The 14,535-nt window shown below is 67.8% G+C and carries 16 protein-coding genes; 4 read left to right on the top strand and 12 right to left on the bottom strand.

What is annotated here, in order from left to right:
- Positions 1–4: 4 nt before the first annotated feature.
- The 7 genes from octT to ACPXCG_RS10150 are packed head-to-tail and all read right to left on the bottom strand — an operon-like array spanning position 5 to position 6,327.
- Positions 5–790, bottom strand: coding sequence for a diglucosylglycerate octanoyltransferase (gene octT, locus ACPXCG_RS10180; protein WP_425791628.1), 786 nt, complete (start codon positions 788–790; stop codon positions 5–7).
- Complete coding sequence (locus tag ACPXCG_RS10175) at positions 787–1,500, bottom strand: histidine phosphatase family protein (RefSeq protein ID WP_425791627.1); 714 nt, start codon at positions 1,498–1,500, stop codon at positions 787–789. The genes octT and ACPXCG_RS10175 overlap by 4 nt, the downstream gene beginning before the upstream one ends.
- Positions 1,497–1,859 (bottom strand): ribosome silencing factor, encoded by a 363-nt coding sequence (gene rsfS, locus ACPXCG_RS10170; protein ID WP_425791625.1) that lies wholly within the window; start codon positions 1,857–1,859, stop codon positions 1,497–1,499. Before rsfS ends, ACPXCG_RS10175 begins: the two co-directional genes overlap by 4 nt.
- A 59-nt stretch (positions 1,860–1,918) precedes the next feature.
- On the bottom strand, positions 1,919–2,623 hold the full coding sequence (nadD, locus tag ACPXCG_RS10165; RefSeq protein ID WP_425791623.1) for a nicotinate-nucleotide adenylyltransferase: 705 nt from the start codon (positions 2,621–2,623) through the stop codon (positions 1,919–1,921).
- Between the two features lie 52 nt (positions 2,624–2,675).
- A complete protein-coding gene (locus tag ACPXCG_RS10160; RefSeq protein WP_425791621.1) occupies positions 2,676–4,127 on the bottom strand; it encodes a vWA domain-containing protein in 1,452 nt (483 codons plus the stop codon).
- Positions 4,127–5,050: an AAA family ATPase gene (locus tag ACPXCG_RS10155; protein WP_425791619.1), complete on the bottom strand. Its 924-nt coding sequence runs from the start codon at positions 5,048–5,050 to the stop codon at positions 4,127–4,129. Before ACPXCG_RS10155 ends, ACPXCG_RS10160 begins: the two co-directional genes overlap by 1 nt.
- Positions 5,050–6,327 carry a glutamate-5-semialdehyde dehydrogenase gene (locus tag ACPXCG_RS10150; RefSeq protein ID WP_425791617.1) on the bottom strand — a complete coding sequence of 426 codons (1,278 nt, stop codon included), beginning with the start codon at positions 6,325–6,327 and terminating at the stop codon, positions 5,050–5,052. The genes ACPXCG_RS10155 and ACPXCG_RS10150 overlap by 1 nt, the downstream gene beginning before the upstream one ends.
- 75 nt (positions 6,328–6,402) lie before the next feature.
- On the opposite strand from ACPXCG_RS10150, the gene ACPXCG_RS10145 reads away from it, so the two are divergent.
- On the top strand, positions 6,403–6,603 hold the full coding sequence (locus ACPXCG_RS10145) for a hypothetical protein (protein WP_425791615.1): 201 nt from the start codon (positions 6,403–6,405) through the stop codon (positions 6,601–6,603).
- A 95-nt stretch (positions 6,604–6,698) separates the two neighbouring features.
- On the opposite strand, the gene ACPXCG_RS10140 is transcribed toward ACPXCG_RS10145, so the two are convergent.
- The gene (locus ACPXCG_RS10140; protein WP_425791613.1) at positions 6,699–7,412 is read right to left on the bottom strand and encodes an HNH endonuclease family protein; all 714 of its coding nucleotides are present in this window, start codon (positions 7,410–7,412) and stop codon (positions 6,699–6,701) included.
- A gap of 107 nt (positions 7,413–7,519) precedes the next feature.
- On the opposite strand from ACPXCG_RS10140, the gene ACPXCG_RS10135 reads away from it, so the two are divergent.
- Positions 7,520–7,918: a VOC family protein gene (locus ACPXCG_RS10135; RefSeq protein WP_425791611.1), complete on the top strand. Its 399-nt coding sequence runs from the start codon at positions 7,520–7,522 to the stop codon at positions 7,916–7,918.
- 35 nt (positions 7,919–7,953) lie between these two features.
- Here ACPXCG_RS10135 and recG read toward each other — a convergent pair whose 3' ends face one another.
- Positions 7,954–10,191, bottom strand: coding sequence for an ATP-dependent DNA helicase RecG (gene recG / locus ACPXCG_RS10130; protein ID WP_425791609.1), 2,238 nt, complete (start codon positions 10,189–10,191; stop codon positions 7,954–7,956).
- Positions 10,192–10,199: 8 nt separating this feature from the next.
- The gene (locus ACPXCG_RS10125) at positions 10,200–11,870 is read right to left on the bottom strand and encodes a DAK2 domain-containing protein (protein WP_425791607.1); all 1,671 of its coding nucleotides are present in this window, start codon (positions 11,868–11,870) and stop codon (positions 10,200–10,202) included.
- 260 nt (positions 11,871–12,130) lie between these two features.
- On the opposite strand from ACPXCG_RS10125, the gene rpmB reads away from it, so the two are divergent.
- Positions 12,131–12,322: a 50S ribosomal protein L28 gene (gene rpmB / locus ACPXCG_RS10120; protein WP_124706538.1), complete on the top strand. Its 192-nt coding sequence runs from the start codon at positions 12,131–12,133 to the stop codon at positions 12,320–12,322.
- A 120-nt stretch (positions 12,323–12,442) separates the two neighbouring features.
- Positions 12,443–13,258, top strand: a complete 816-nt coding sequence (locus ACPXCG_RS10115; protein ID WP_425791605.1) for an enoyl-CoA hydratase/isomerase family protein — start codon at positions 12,443–12,445, stop codon at positions 13,256–13,258.
- Positions 13,259–13,271: 13 nt separating this feature from the next.
- Here the strand turns inward: ACPXCG_RS10115 and ACPXCG_RS10110 are convergent, their stop codons facing one another.
- Both ACPXCG_RS10110 and ACPXCG_RS10105 read right to left on the bottom strand, forming a co-directional pair.
- Positions 13,272–13,976 (bottom strand): uracil-DNA glycosylase, encoded by a 705-nt coding sequence (locus ACPXCG_RS10110; protein ID WP_425791603.1) that lies wholly within the window; start codon positions 13,974–13,976, stop codon positions 13,272–13,274.
- Positions 13,973–14,494, bottom strand: a complete 522-nt coding sequence (locus ACPXCG_RS10105) for a gamma carbonic anhydrase family protein (RefSeq protein WP_425791601.1) — start codon at positions 14,492–14,494, stop codon at positions 13,973–13,975. Before ACPXCG_RS10105 ends, ACPXCG_RS10110 begins: the two co-directional genes overlap by 4 nt.
- Positions 14,495–14,535 lie beyond the last annotated feature (41 nt).

Here is a 14,535-nt window from a genome sequence, read left to right as displayed (position 1 = left end):
TACGTTAGCCGGTCGCCTCCCGACCGGCCGCGCGCCGGTCGAGGACGTCGCCGACCACCGGCACCACGACGTCGGCGATGCCCCGATGACACTCGTATCCCCAGTGGATCCCGTCCGGATTCATCTCGTCGCTCATGCCGCCACCGACCGGAAAGAACCCATCCCGGGTGACCGGGTAGAAGTCGGCGGTCGGCAGATCGTGCGCGCCCGCCCATTCGGCCATCGCGGCCGTGGTGGGGATGCGGCCACTGTGCACGTAGCCGTAATACGGACTCCGATGCGTGGGAGGCAGGCACACCACGATCGGCAGATCCGGTCGGAGGTGAGTCAGCGCGGCGCGGATCTTCTCCAGGTATTCGACCGTCACCGTGGGAGGCAGGGCCACCGGCCAACCGACCGTGGACAACCGCGGTTGCAGCCACTGGTATCCGTCCCGGACGACCTGCCGCAACCGGTTCGGACGGACATACCGGATCTGTTCTCGGACCGCGGTCGGCAGCGGCGAGGGAAGACTGTCCATCCCGCCGAACGCCAGGACCACGACGTCGGCGCCCGGTACCGCGGCCCAGATGTTCGGGTCCTGGGTCAGCGCCCACCACACGTCACGGCTCGTCCAGCCGATCCGCCCGAACAGCCGTACCTCGCGGTCGCAGGCCGCACCGACGAGATTCGGCCAGATCTTCGGATCGTCGGCGGCCAGCCCGCCCGACGGGCCGTAATAGGCCAACGAGTCGGACAGGATCAGGACCGTGCCTTCGGAACGTCCGGACGACGCCACCGGGAAGGTCATTGGACGGCCGCGTCGGCGCTCTCGGCCGACGCGTTCCAGACATCGAGCCGCCAGTGTGGCGGGCTACCCGGGACACCGTGACCCGACAGTTGCACCCAGCTGGTGTTGGCGAGCCCGCCGAACACCGGCCACGACGTCTCCGGGAGGTCGAGGAGCGCCGCGGTCAGTGCGGCGATGACGCCGCCATGGGCCACGAGCACGACCGGGGCCTCCGGATTGTCGCCGGTCCCCCATTCGTCGAGATCGGAGACCAGCTCCGCCACGAGCGGCACGGCCCGCCGCGCGACGTCGATCCGGCTCTCGCCGTTCGGCGGACGCCAACCGGCGTCGTCGCGCCAGATCCGCCGCGCACCCGGCATGACGTCGTCGACCTCGTGGTGGGTCATCCCCTGCCAATCGCCGAGGTGGGTCTCACGCAGCCGCTCATCGGTGTCGACCGACAGCCCGGTGCTCCGCGCGAGCGCTTCGGCGGTGTCCCGGGCGCGCGCGAGATCCGACGACCTGATGAGCATCGGGGCACGCTTGGCGAGCACCTCCGCCGCGGCAGCTGCCTGCCGGACCCCGAGGGCCGAGAGGTCGGTGTCGAGTTGCCCCTGCATGCGGCTGGTGGCGTTGTATTCGGTCTGGCCGTGCCGCAACAGGATGAGGCGCCGCACCACGGGTGTCAGTCGCTCGACCGCGGTGTCGTGCGAATCGGGTCCCCCGCTCATCCCAGGCCGTCCACCTCGATGATCGGGCAGTCCTGCCACAGCCGCTCGAGCGCATAGAACTGTCGCTCGTCGCTGTGCTGGATGTGCACCACGATGTCGGCGTAGTCGATCAGCGCCCAGCGTCCCTCGCGCGTGCCCTCACGACGTACCGGCTTGTACCCGGCCTCGCGGAGTTTGTCCTCGACCTCGTCCACGATCGATGTCACCTGCCGCTCGCTGTCGGCAGAGGCGATCACGAAGATGTCGGTGATGACGAGCTGTTCGGAGACGTCGATGACGGTGACGTCATGCGCGAGTTTGTCGGCGGCGGCGAATGCCGCGACCTTGGCCATCTCCAGCGCTTCGGCTGTGGCAGTCACGGGTGTCCTTCCATCGGAGGTTTCGGGGCGGTCGCAACCGATCGGTCGCACCAGATCGATCAGGGAGCAGAAACGCCCGGCGAGGATGCCCTCGGTGAACGGTACAGCTTGCGTTTGGCGATGTACTGGACCACACCGTCGGGAACCAGATACCAGACGGGTCTTCCGCGGGCTGCGCGGGCGCGGCACTCGGTCGACGAGATCGCCAGCGCCGGGATCTCGAGCATCTGCAGGGTGTCCGGGGGCAGCGCCTCGAGGTGTTGCGCGAGGTGCATGGCGTGGAGTTCATACCCGGGCCTGCTCACGCCGACGAAGTTGGCGAGTTCGAAGAGTTCCTCCCAGTCCTGCCAGGACAGGATCGACTCGAGCGCATCGGCTCCGGTGATGAAGTAGAGCTCTGCTTCCGGATGCATGCTGCGCAGGTCACGCAGTGTGTCGACGGTGTAGGTATCACCGTCACGTTCGATGTCGACACGACTCACCGTGAACCGGGGATTGGAGGCGGTGGCGATCACCGTCATCAGGTAGCGGTCCTCGGCCGGGCTCACCGCACGTGCCTGCTCGGCTTTCACCACCGCGGCGTCCTCGGCGAGTTTCTGCCACGGCCGACCGGTCGGCACAAAGATGACCTCGTCGAGGGAGAAGCGATGCGCGACCTCGCTGGCCGCCACGAGGTGGCCGTTGTGGATCGGATCGAATGTGCCACCCATGATGCCGATACGGCGTGCACGCGGCTGCTGTTGCAACGGGCGGTCGGTGGCCATGAGGTGTGAGTTTACGCGGTCGGCCCCGGGTGTCCGCCCGGCCCGGGGCCGATCACACCGGGAGCAGATCGGCGATCGCCCGGCCGAGCTGGGTCGCGTTCCGGCATTCGAACATCTCGATGATCTCCGCGTATTCGATGGCCGCGGAGTCACCGGTGCCCCAATTGCGCTCCGCCTCGGGATTGAGCCAGTACGCGTGCCGGGCACGGTCGGTGAGTTCACGCAGCGCGCCGAGATGCGGGTCGTGATAGTTGGTCCGCCCGTCACCGAGGATCAGCAACGCACCGCGATGGGTGAGCGACTCGCCGTACTCCTCGACGAACCCGCGCAGCATGTTGCCGTAGTCGGAATGGCCGTCCCGAGTGCTGATCCGCGCTGTGGTGATCATCCGGTGCATGCTCGCACCGAAGTCCTCGTCGTCTGCGCCGCGGTCGAAGAAGTCGGTGACCTCGTCGACCGTGTCCACGAACGCGAACACTCGCACTTTCGAGAATTGTTGGCGCAGTGCGTAAACCAGCCTCAGAGTGAACTGCGAGAAGCCGGCGACCGAGCCCGAGACGTCGCAGATGACAACGAGTTCCGGCCGGCCGGGCCGCGGCTTGCGATGGCTCAGCTCGATCGGTACTCCCCCCGTGGACATCGAGGCGCGGAGCGTCTTGCGGACATCGACGGCACCGCGGTGGGATCGGCGACGACGGATCTCCAGCTTCGCGGCGAGCAATCGCGCGAGCGGCTGGATGGTCCGTCGGATCTCGGCGAGATCCTGCGCGCCCGCGCTGAGGAAGTTGATGTTCTCGGGCAGCGGCGGCACCGCGTAGTCGGCGACCCGTTCGCGTCCGTTGCGCCCCGCCATCCGACGTTGCGTCTCCGCCTCGATGGCGGCCCGGAGCTCCCCGGCCCGGGCGCGGGCGGCGCGACGGTAGAGGGGTTCGGTGCCGGGGCGGTCGCCGCCCGAGCCGTCCTCGTCTCCCCCGCCGGCCATGGCCGCCGCGATCCGCGCGATCAGGGTCTGCGGGTTGACCGTCGACAGCGCCTGATAAGCCGAGAACGCCTCGCCACGCGTGGAGTCATAGCGGCCGAGCCGATCGACGATGAGCGCGATCATCTGGTCGAGCCGGCCGTCCGCATCGGCCGAGTCGTCGGCGAGCATGTCGGCGACCATCTCGCGCATCGTCTCCACGTCGATCTCCCCGTCCAGTGTGCGCGGCAGGTCGGTCACCGCGGTCCGCGCGCCGGTGCCAAGGGGGAACCAGAGGTCGAAGATCGTGTCGAAGACCCTGCGGTGCATCTGGTCACTGATCAACGTGGTCGCCAGCCCCTCACGGAGACTGCGCCGGTCGAGGAGGTCGAGCACCTCCATCGCCTGCGCGGCGTCGATGAGAGACGACGGCCCGACGATCATTCCGCGTCGGCGCAACTCGTCGACGAACCCGGTGAGGTGGGAGATCATCGGCACCTCATCGGTGCCCGCGGCACCCGACACGGCGGACCCGTCGGTCGACATCAGCCCAGCTTGAGTTCTTTGAGGGCCGTCTTCAGGTCCGGTCGGTGCTTGAGCACCACTCCCAGGGTGCGGGCGATGAGGCCGTCGTCGAGTTTGCCGCCGCCGGAACCACTCGACTCGCCGGCGCCCAGCGCGAGCAGGGTGTTGGCCCAGTCGATGGTCTCCGCCACCGACGGCTTCTTCCGGATGTCGAGGGTGCGCAACACACCGACGACACGTACCAGTTCGGCGGCCAGCGCATCCGACAGGCCCGGCACTCGCGAGGCCAGGATCTCCCGCTCACGGACGGCGTCCGGGAAGTCGATGTAGAGGTAGAGGCAGCGACGTTTGAGCGCCTCCGACAGGTCCCGGGTCGCGTTCGACGTCAGGATCACCACCGGCCGCCGGGTCGCGGCCACAGTGCCCATCTCCGGGATGGTCACCGCGAAATCGCTCAGCACCTCCAGGAGCAGGCCCTCCATGTCGACGTCGGCCTTGTCGACCTCGTCGATGAGCAGCACCGTCGGTTCCGATCGCGAGATCGCCTTCAGCAACGGCCTGGGCAACAGGAACTCATCGGAGAAGATGTCGGCCTTCGCCTCGTCCCATTCGCGACTACCGGTCGCCTGGATGTGCAGGATCTGCTTGGCGTGGTTCCACTCGTAGAGAGCGCGTGCCTCGTCGATGCCCTCATAGCACTGTAGGCGAATGAACTCCGCATCCGTCGCCTGCGAGATCGCTCGCGCCAGTTCGGTTTTACCCACACCGGCCGGACCTTCGACGAGCAACGGCTTGCCCAGCCGGTCGGCGAGATAGGTGGATGTGGCGGTGGCGTCGTCGGCGAGGTAACCGGTCGACCGCAGCCGCGAGACCACGTCGGCGACGTCGCCGAACGACGGAACGGTGGCCGGACCGCCGCCGGCCGCGGTGGTTGCGTCGCCCATCATGCGGACCGGATGTGGCCGTCGCCCCAGACGATCCACTTGGTCGAGGTCAGCTCGGGCAAACCCATCGGCCCCCGCGCGTGGAGTTTCTGGGTCGAGATCCCGATCTCCGCACCGAAGCCGAACTGTTCTCCGTCGGTGAATGCGGTGGAGGCGTTGACCATCACCGCTGCCGCGTCGACGCGGGAGGTGAACTCGCGGGCGGCCGCGAGGTCCGTGGTCACGATCGCCTCGGTGTGGCCCGTGCCGTAGGTGTCGATGTGCGCGACTGCGGCGTCGAGTCCGTCGACGATCTTCATCGCCACGTCCATCGACAGGTATTCCTCGGACCAATCGGTCTCGGTGGCCGGCTCCATCCCCGGCTCGTCACCGTGGATGACCACTCCTTGCGCCTGCAGTGCCTGCCTGATCTTCGGCAGCGCGTCGCCCGCGACGGCCTTGTCGATGAGCACGGTCTCGGCGGTGTTGCAGACGCTGGGGCGGCGCGTCTTGGAGTTCAGGATGATCCGGGTCGCGACATCGACATCGGCGAGCGCGTGGACGTAGACGTGGCAGTTGCCGGTGCCGGTCTCGATCGTCGGGACCGTGGCGTTGGCGACGACCGCGTTGATGAGTCCGGCCCCACCGCGCGGGATCACCACGTCGACCAGACCGCGTGCGCGGATCAGGGCGGTGACGCTGGCGCGATCCTCACTGGGCAGCAACGCGACCGCGTCGGCACTCACACCCTTACCGCGCAGCACCTCCCGCAGGACGCGCACCAGCTCGGCGTTCGAATCGGCAGCCGACGACGAGCCGCGCAACAGCATTGCGTTGCCCGATTTGAAAGCGATCCCGAAGGCGTCGACGGTGACATTCGGACGCGCCTCGTACACCATCCCGACCACACCGAGCGGAACTCGCACCTGCCGCAGTTCGAGACCGTTCGGAAGCGTGTTACCGGAGACGACCTCGCCGATCGGGTCGGGCAGCACGGCCACCTGTCGGAGACCGTCGGCGATGCCGGTGATCCGTTCCGGGGTCAGGCGTAGACGATCGATCAGGTTCGCCTCGGTGTCGTCGTTCTCGGCACGGACGACGTCGGCGGCGTTGGCGGCGAGGATGGCCTCGCTGTCGGCCTCGATCGCCTCTGCGGCGGCGAGCAGGATCTCGTTCTTGGCCGCGGTGGTCAGGCCGGCCAGCGTCCTCGACGCGACCCTGGCCGCCTTGGCCAGCCCCCTGACGACCTTCTCTATGTCGGCCGTCTCCACGCCCGGTACGGCGGTGGGTGCACTCATGGATTCCTCGACTTCACGTGCGGAATTATGTCGCTCACCAGACTAACGCGGTAGATATTGCAAACGTAGCCTCGGGTGGCCGGCCTTGTCTTCTCCGTCAATTCCGAAATCCCGAACGTCGACGTCATCGACGTCATCGGGGTCGCGTTCGCCCGCGCCACGACGAACGGGATGTTGGAGACGCCGCTCTCGGTCTCGGTGTCGAGGCTCAGGATCGTGGTCCGTTCGATGTCCACGCCACTGTTGATGGAGTTCATCATGTCCGACACCTGCTGATGTCGAACGAAGCATTGTCGCCCTGGAACGGGGAATCGATCCTTGTCATGAGGCGGCCTTTCGTCGAGATGGTCGCCTCCCCGGCGAAGCCGTACTCAGCACTGCTGCAGGGCTTTTCGTAGTGTTGTGGCCGACGACGCATCAAGTAGCAGGTGGTAGGTGGACGCCACGGTCACGAACTGGATTGAATACTGGCACCGGAATCCTTTGTTCGGCGGCATCCATCGACCCGGTTCCTGATCCGACTTGGTCAGATTCGACGCCGCGTCCACGGCCACGAGATTGGCGGGGTCGTTGGCCAGATTCATGCGCGTCGCCGGCGACCACGACCACGCCCCCATGTCCCAGGCGTAGGCCAGCGGCACGATGTGGTCGATCTGGACCGCCCCGGCGCGACGGTCGCGCCGGAACACGATGAACTCACCCGTGTAGGGACTACGGAACTCGCCCGCAACAACGGCTCGCGGACAGGACGACACCGCAGCTCGGCGCGTGTCGGTCAGGTCGCGGGCGAGGACGTCGTTGCGGGTGTCGCATCCGTTGAATCCTCCCGCGGCCGCCGTGGCATCGGTCCACGCGGAGCCGAATGCTTCGCGCTGGTAATCCTCTCGCGACGGACGTTGCGCGAGTACCGAAACACCAGCCAGTGCCCGCCGTGCGCGATCGGCATGCTCGCCCACGGCAGGATCCGACGTCGATCGATCGCTCTGTGCCACGGCCCCGATCGCCACGATCAGTGCACTCAGGACGCATCCGCAGAGGATCAGCCACCAGCGCAGCGGCCACTCGCCCAGGAACGTCATGGTCATTGGACGTCGCGGCGGACCCCCGCGTTCCATCGGCGCACGGATCAAATCCTCGCCGAAATCTGGATCACGGACGCCGGCTGTCCGGAATCAGTCCTAGCGTGGCCGTCATGAACCTGGTATCGATCCGAATCATCACCCGATCCGTCAACCGACTCGTCACCTTCTACGAAGTGGTGACCGCATCGCCGGCCCGTTGGGCCACAACCGATTTCGCAGAGATCGTCACTTCGGCAGGAACCCTCGCCATCGGCAGTGAACGTACCGCCGCACTCTTCGCCGCCGGCTCCGTCGAGCCCGCGACGAACCGATCCGTGATCATCGAGTTCCGCGTCGATGACGTGGATGCCGAGTACCGGCGTCTGGCCGGTCAGGTCGGCGAGGTGGTCCAGGAGCCGACCACGATGCCGTGGGGCAACCGATCGGCTCTGGTACGCGATCCGGACGGCAATCTGGTCAACCTCTTCACCCCGGTCACCAGTGATGCGTTGGCTCGCCAGGACGGGTGATCCTGCGGCCGGACGCCTCCGGGCGCCGCGAAACGCTATGACTTGTCGAGGTATTTGACCTTGTTCGGCACGAGGATCGCGTCGACGAGATCGGCCAGCGGACGGTGATCGGCCAACGGCAGATCCGCTCCCACGATCTCCTCGGCGAGATCGCGTGCGTCGGCGATGACGTCACTGTCACCCAACAGCGACAGGAAGCGCAGCGACGAGGTGCCGCCCGACTGTAGCGATCCGAGGACGTCACCCTCGCGTCGCTGTTCGAGATCGACTCGCGCGAGCTCGAATCCGTCGGTCGACCCCTCGACCGCGCGCAGCCGCTGCATCGCCTGCGACACCTGCGGGGCCGACGTCATCAAGAGACACAGGCCGGCGTGGCCACCACGACCGACGCGGCCGCGCAGCTGGTGCAACTGACTGACCCCGAACCGCTCGGCGTCCACGATGACCATCATCGTGGCGTTCGGCACGTCGACGCCGACCTCGATGACGGTTGTCGACACCACCACGTCGACCTCGCCGCGACCGAACGCGTCCATCACCGCGTTCTTCTCGTCCGCGGGCAGACGCCCGTGGAGCATCTCGATCCGATGGGCCCCGAGCGGGCCGGCCAGCAGCTCCGCATATTGATCGACCACCGACGTGCTCTTCGGCGCCTGCCCGTCGTCGTCACGCCGTGACTTCTTGTCATCGACATCGTCGCCGATGCGGGAGCAGACCACGTAGACCTGCCGGCCCTCGGTGATCTCCTCGGCGGCTCGAGCCCACGCGCGGTCGACCCAGGCCTCGTTGCCCATCGGGACCACCGACGTGCTGATCGGTTGCCGTCCCCGGGGCAGCTCGGTCAGCGTCGAGGTCTCCAGGTCGCCGAAGACCGTCATCGCCACGGTCCGCGGGATCGGGGTGGCGGTCATCACCAGGAAATGCGGCATCAGCCCGTCTTTTCCCTTGGCACGCAATACATCGCGCTGTTCGACGCCGAACCGGTGCTGTTCGTCGACCACCACCATCCCCAGATCGAAGAAGGTGACGTTCTCCTCCAGTAGCGCATGGGTTCCGATCACGATGCCCGCGGTACCCGTCACCACGTCGAGGAGCGTCTGCCGCTTGCCGGCGGTCTTCATCGAACCGGTCAGCAAGGCGATCGTGGTGGCCCCCTCGGCGGCGGTCAGCTCACCCGCCTCGGCGAGGTCGCCGAGCATCGTCCGGATGGTGCGATGGTGCTGGGCCGCAAGGACCTCGGTGGGCGCCAGGATCGCGCACTGATGGCCGTTGTCGACGACCCGCAGCATGGCCAGCAGTGAGACGAGCGTCTTTCCGGACCCGACCTCGCCCTGCAGCAGCCGGCTCATCGGTGCTTCTCGTCCGAGTTCCTCGGCGATCTCGGCGACAACCGTGCGCTGTCCGTCGGTCAGCGTGAACGGCAAGCGTTCGAGCAGCCGGTCCTCGAGTCCGCCGGGCACATGCGGAGAGGGCGGAGCGCTCTCGCCCCGCCCGGCGACCCGCCGTTGCGCGAGTACGGTCTGGATGGCCAGCGCCTCGTCGAACTTCAGACGGGCACGCGCCGCGTCGATGTCGTCCTCGGTGTCGGGCAGATGAATCCGGCGCAAGGCGTCGCCGGTGCCGATCAGACCGCGGTCGGAGCGTTGGTCCGGGCCGAGCGCATCGTCGGTGTTCGCACTGCTCTCCATCGCCGCCAGGATCCGGCGGATCGCACCCCAGATGTCCCAGGTCTGGATATCCTTGGTCGCCGGGTAGATCGGCACAATGGGGCGGTCGAACGCGGCCGGGTCCACGTCGCCACCGGTGATCTCGGCCTCGACGGCGTACATCTCCGAGAGCATGGCGGAGCCCACCACGCGGTCGACCTCGGGATCGCCGTCGGGGAGGACGGCCCATTCCGGATGCGACAGTTGGACCTTGCCCTGGAAGGTCTTCACCTTGCCGGCCATCATCACCCGTGCGCCGGATTTGAGCTGGTGCTGAATGAACTTGGCGTTGAAGAAGTTCGCCTCGTAGGCGTGGCTGCCGTCGGTGACCGCGACTTTGAGGAACTGACCATGACGCTTGCGCATCTGGATCATCCGCGAGCCGGTGATCCGGCCGACGATGGTCACCCACTCGTCGTTCTCGGGCAGTTCGTCGTTGGACAGCTGGCCGTGGCGGACATATCGGCGCGGTGCGTACCGCAGCAACTCCCCCACGGTCGACACCGACAGGGATGCGAGCTTGGTGGCGGTCTTCGGGTCGAGCGCCACGTCGAGCGCGTCGGACATCGCAACCACTATTCGACCCCCACCTGGATCAACTGGTCCGACTGTCCCGTCTGGTAGACCGCGAGTTCCACACCTGGGTAGCTCCGCCGCATCTGGACACCGATCGCATCGAGGGCCGCGTCGTCGACGTCGGCCCCGGCCATCACCGTGACCATCTCGCCACCGGTGGTCAGCATCAGGTCGATCAACGCGGTGGCGGCCCCAGTCTGGTCGGGTGCGATGACCAGGACATCGGAGCCGATCAGCCCCAACACATCACCGACCTCGCAGGTACCCGCGAGCGTCATCATCTTGGCTCGGGCACGGACCAGCGAACCCCAGCGCGTCGCGGCCGCCGCCTCCGCCATCGCATAGGTGTCCGCGTCCGGCGATTCGGCGTCGTCGTGCACCGCCAATGCCGAAAGGCATTGCACCATGGACGATGTCGGGAGATGAACGACCGTCCGCTGAGTCGATCGCGTCGCCGCGGTCACCGTGACCAGATCCTGCGACGCGAGTTTCCCGTTGGCCATCACCACCACATGTGCGCTGTCGGTCGCCCGGATCGCCTCGACCAACGCCTCCGGGGTGAGCCCGTCGTCGGCGCGCAGCACGGCGGCGCCGGCCTCGCCGAACAGCTCGGCGGACCCCTCGCCGGTGACCACGGCGACCACCGCCCGCTTGTGCCGGGGCGGCGGCTCGGCGGTGTCGGTCCGGGCTCTGATCGCGTCGAGCGCGAAACAGCTGATCCGAATATCCGACACGGCACCCCGCGTGACGCCTGCCTCGACAGCCTTGCCGGGGTCACAGGTGTGGACGTGGACCGAGAAGCGCTCGCCGTCGCCGGCGGAGCTGTCCCCGACGATCACCACGGCATCGCCGAGATCGTTCAGGGTCTCGCGCAACGAGCCGATCTGATCACCGGCAGCACCGTCGAGGAAATACATCACCTCGAAATCCATGTCGCTGCCACCGGAACACGCATCGTTGCCCTGATGGCCCGGCTCGCCCCCGCCGGTGAGGATGCCGCGGTAACGGCGGCGGCGCTGGGCCACACCGGTGAGGACCGCGACCATCGCGTCGGCGAGCGCCAGGAATCCGCGACCGCCGGCGTCGACCACTCCCGCGCTCGCCAACTCCGGCAATTGCTCCGGTGTTCGCTCCAACGCGTCGGCACAGTCGTCGGCCACCGCCCGGGCCAGGTCACCTGCCGACTCCGAAACATGCGCGGCCGCAGTCTCGGCGCCCACCCGGATCACGGTCAGGACCGTACCCTCCCGGGGCTCGCTGACCGCCCGCACCGCGGCGAGCGAACCCAAGCGGAGGCCGGCCGCCCACAGGTGGTTGAACGTCATGTGCGATCCGTCCGGCGACAGCTCGGCGGCGTCGGAGAGCCCGACCAGGATCTGGGAGAGGATGATGCCGGAGTTGCCCCGCGCCTGGGCCACCGCGCCGTCGGCCATCGCGTGGGCCACCGCCCCGATCGTCGTGTCCTCCGGCACCAGATCGGCCGCATCGGCCGCGGCCCGCATGGTGAAGAGCATGTTGCTGCCGGTGTCCGAGTCGGGGATCGGGAAGACGTTCAGGTCGTTGATCTCGCCACGCAGCGCCTCCAGGCCGTCGACCGCCGCGTGCGCCCAGTCCCGCAAGAGCTGCGGATTCATCGTCCGGGTGCTGACACCGTCGAACGCCGACTCCATGAAACCCCTTACCGTTGGCCGTGGCGAAGGCCGCCCGTTGGATGTGTTCGAGGTTACTCGCGCGGGCCGACAGCGGCGTAGGGTGACCAGGCGTGGGAGGGTGCCCACACCGGTCTGGACAGAGTGGATTTGTCCGCGCCGGGCCGGTGCGGCTATTCTTGCAGGGTTGCCTTGCTGCAGTACCGGTCGACGCCGAGTCGCCGACCGTGGGACGAGCGGGCAGAACACGACCACTTTCATCAACACAAGGGAGTTCGACGATGGCTGCCGTCTGCGATATCTGCGGCAAGGGACCGGGCTTCGGCAAGTCGGTTTCGCACTCGCACCGGCGCACGAACCGCCGGTGGAACCCGAACATTCAGTCGGTGCGCGTCGAGGTCGCGCCGGGGAACCGCAAGCGTAAGAACGTGTGCACCTCCTGCCTGAAGGCGGGCAAGACCGCACGCGTCTGATCGTCGGGCGGCGACGCCCACATCGATCGATCCGATCTTCACGCTGAACCCGACTCCCGAGCGAGCATTCGCTCGCCCTGGGAGTCGGGTCTTCTGCGTTCGGAGATAGAGTCTCGATCCATGACCGCACAGCCTGCCTCCGCGCCTACTGCTCCCCCCGTCCACCAAGACGGATCCGTCCTCACCATCGCCGTCTCCACCCCGGCTGCGGGGACTTCGCTCGCCGACGACGCCCTGGCCCTCGGCACGCCCGCCCTGCACGAGGTGGCGCGCGGCGAGCGTGAGGTCGGCGCGATCCTCCTCGTCGGCACGGGCGCGAACTTCTGCGCGGGTGGCAACGTCCGCGCATTCGCCTCCGCCGAGCATCGCCCGACGTATCTGCGCGGTCTCGCCGACAACTTCCATGCGTTCGTCAATGCCCTCTATGCCGCGAACCGACCGGTCGTCGCGGCCGTCAAGGGCTGGGCCGCCGGAGCCGGCATGAGCCTCGCCCTGCATGCCGACGTCGCGATCGGCGGCTCGGCGACCCGACTGCGGCCCGCTTACCGTGGCATCGGCCTGTCGCCAGACGGCGGCCTCACCTGGACGCTGCCGCGGATCGTCGGACCGGCGCGCGCCCGGCACATCATCCTGACCGACCAGGTGATCGACGCCGACCAGGCGCTCTCCTGGGGACTTCTGTCCGACGTGGTCGCCGACGACGAGGTCGAATCCGCGGCCCGCGCGGCCGCGGAGAAGATCGCGGCCGGCCCCTGGCAGGCGAACGCGGCCGCACGGGCCCTGCTCACCCAGTCGGCGACGCGATCGCTGGGCGATCAGCTGTACGCCGAGGCCGAGTCGATCTCCGGGCTGTCGGGGTCGCCCGAAGGCATCGAGGGCGTCGACGCCTTCGTCGGGAAACGCTCCCCCGACTTCGGAGCGGCGCGCACCTCCTGACCCGTCCCGCTGCTCAGGCGGGCAACCGCCAGTCGACCGGATCGGCGCCGAGTTCCTCGAGTGCCTCGTTGGCCCGGCTGAACGGCCGGGAACCGAAGAACCCTCGACTCGCCGACAACGGGGACGGGTGCGCGGACTCGATCACCGGGACGTCGGGTAGCCATTGTTTGAGGCTGCCCGCGTCCCGGCCCCACAGGATGGCGACCAGCGGCTCGGCGTCCCGCGCGACGAGCGCCTTGATGGCGCACTCGGTCACCTGCTCCCACCCCTTGCCCCGGTGCGACGCAGGCTCGCCGGGCGACACGGTGAGCACTCGGTTCAGCAGCAGCACACCCGATTTGGCCCACGGCGTGAGATCGCCGTTGGCCGGCATCGGGTAACCGAGGTCCTCGTTGTACTCGCGGTAGATGTTCGCCAGGGACCGTGGGACAGGTGAGACGTCCTGAGCCACCGAGAAGCTCAGCCCGACGGCGTGGCCGGGAGTCGGGTACGGGTCCTGGCCCACTATCAGCACCCGGACGTCGTCGAACGGCTGAGTGAAGGCTCGCAACACATTTGCGCCCGCGGGGAGATAGCCGCGGCCGGCAGCGTTCTCTTCGCGCAGGAACTGTCCCATCGCCGAGATGACCGGCTCCACCGGCGCCAGGGCCGCCGCCCAACCGGGATCGATCAACTCCGACAACGGTTTCGACGAGGACCCTGCCCCGCCGGCGGTCACCCGATCCTCCGCAACGCGTCACGGAAGTACTTGCCGTTCTGGAAGTACATCTCCACGTTGAGGTCCACGTGCCCCTCCGGGACCTCGTATCCCGCACGGATCTTCGCGGGCACCCCGAGCGCCATCGACCTCTCCGGGACCGCGAACTTGAACGGCACCACCGCGCCCGCCCCGACGACGGCACCCGACCCGATCGTCGAACCGTTCAGGACGACCGAACCCGACGCGATCAGGCAGTGGTCGCCGATCGTCGCACCCTCGATGTGCGCGTTGTGACCGACCACGCATTCGTCGCCGATCACCGTCGCGTCGATCGGGGTGCAGTGAATGATGGTGCCGTCCTGGATGTTGGTCCGGCGACCGATCGTGATGGTCCCCGAATCGCCACGCAGGACGGCGCCGGGCCAGACCGAGACGCCGTCGGCGAGCGTCACGTCGCCTATCACCGTGGCATCCGGATGGATGTAGACGTCATCACCGATGATGGGTTCGCGGTCGCCGAGAGCGTAGATAGCCATGCATCGAATCTAAACATCCGACCCGGCCGGGGCGTCGTCAG

The organism is Gordonia sp. DT218 (assembly GCF_049847105.1).
Lineage (GTDB): Bacteria > Actinomycetota > Actinomycetes > Mycobacteriales > Mycobacteriaceae > Gordonia.
This window is presented reverse-complemented; position numbering and strand designations above follow the sequence as displayed.

What these genes read in the sequence shown, in the direction of transcription:
- ACPXCG_RS10175 (WP_425791627.1), bottom strand. Translation starts at nt 1,500, where the DNA reads ATGAGCGGGGGACCCGATTCGCACGACACCGCGGTCGAGCGACTGACA.
- ACPXCG_RS10105 (WP_425791601.1), bottom strand. Translation starts at nt 14,494, where the DNA reads ATGGCTATCTACGCTCTCGGCGACCGCGAACCCATCATCGGTGATGAC.
- ACPXCG_RS10155 (WP_425791619.1), bottom strand. Translation starts at nt 5,050, where the DNA reads ATGGGCGACGCAACCACCGCGGCCGGCGGCGGTCCGGCCACCGTTCCG.
- ACPXCG_RS10150 (WP_425791617.1), bottom strand. Translation starts at nt 6,327, where the DNA reads ATGAGTGCACCCACCGCCGTACCGGGCGTGGAGACGGCCGACATAGAG.
- ACPXCG_RS10135 (WP_425791611.1), top strand. Translation starts at nt 7,520, where the DNA reads ATGAACCTGGTATCGATCCGAATCATCACCCGATCCGTCAACCGACTC.
- recG (WP_425791609.1), bottom strand. Translation starts at nt 10,191, where the DNA reads ATGTCCGACGCGCTCGACGTGGCGCTCGACCCGAAGACCGCCACCAAG.
- ACPXCG_RS10125 (WP_425791607.1), bottom strand. Translation starts at nt 11,870, where the DNA reads ATGGAGTCGGCGTTCGACGGTGTCAGCACCCGGACGATGAATCCGCAG.
- nadD (WP_425791623.1), bottom strand. Translation starts at nt 2,623, where the DNA reads ATGGCCACCGACCGCCCGTTGCAACAGCAGCCGCGTGCACGCCGTATC.
- ACPXCG_RS10115 (WP_425791605.1), top strand. Translation starts at nt 12,443, where the DNA reads ATGACCGCACAGCCTGCCTCCGCGCCTACTGCTCCCCCCGTCCACCAA.
- rpmB (WP_124706538.1), top strand. Translation starts at nt 12,131, where the DNA reads ATGGCTGCCGTCTGCGATATCTGCGGCAAGGGACCGGGCTTCGGCAAG.
- ACPXCG_RS10160 (WP_425791621.1), bottom strand. Translation starts at nt 4,127, where the DNA reads ATGTCGACCGACGGGTCCGCCGTGTCGGGTGCCGCGGGCACCGATGAG.
- ACPXCG_RS10140 (WP_425791613.1), bottom strand. Translation starts at nt 7,412, where the DNA reads ATGACCATGACGTTCCTGGGCGAGTGGCCGCTGCGCTGGTGGCTGATC.
- octT (WP_425791628.1), bottom strand. Translation starts at nt 790, where the DNA reads ATGACCTTCCCGGTGGCGTCGTCCGGACGTTCCGAAGGCACGGTCCTG.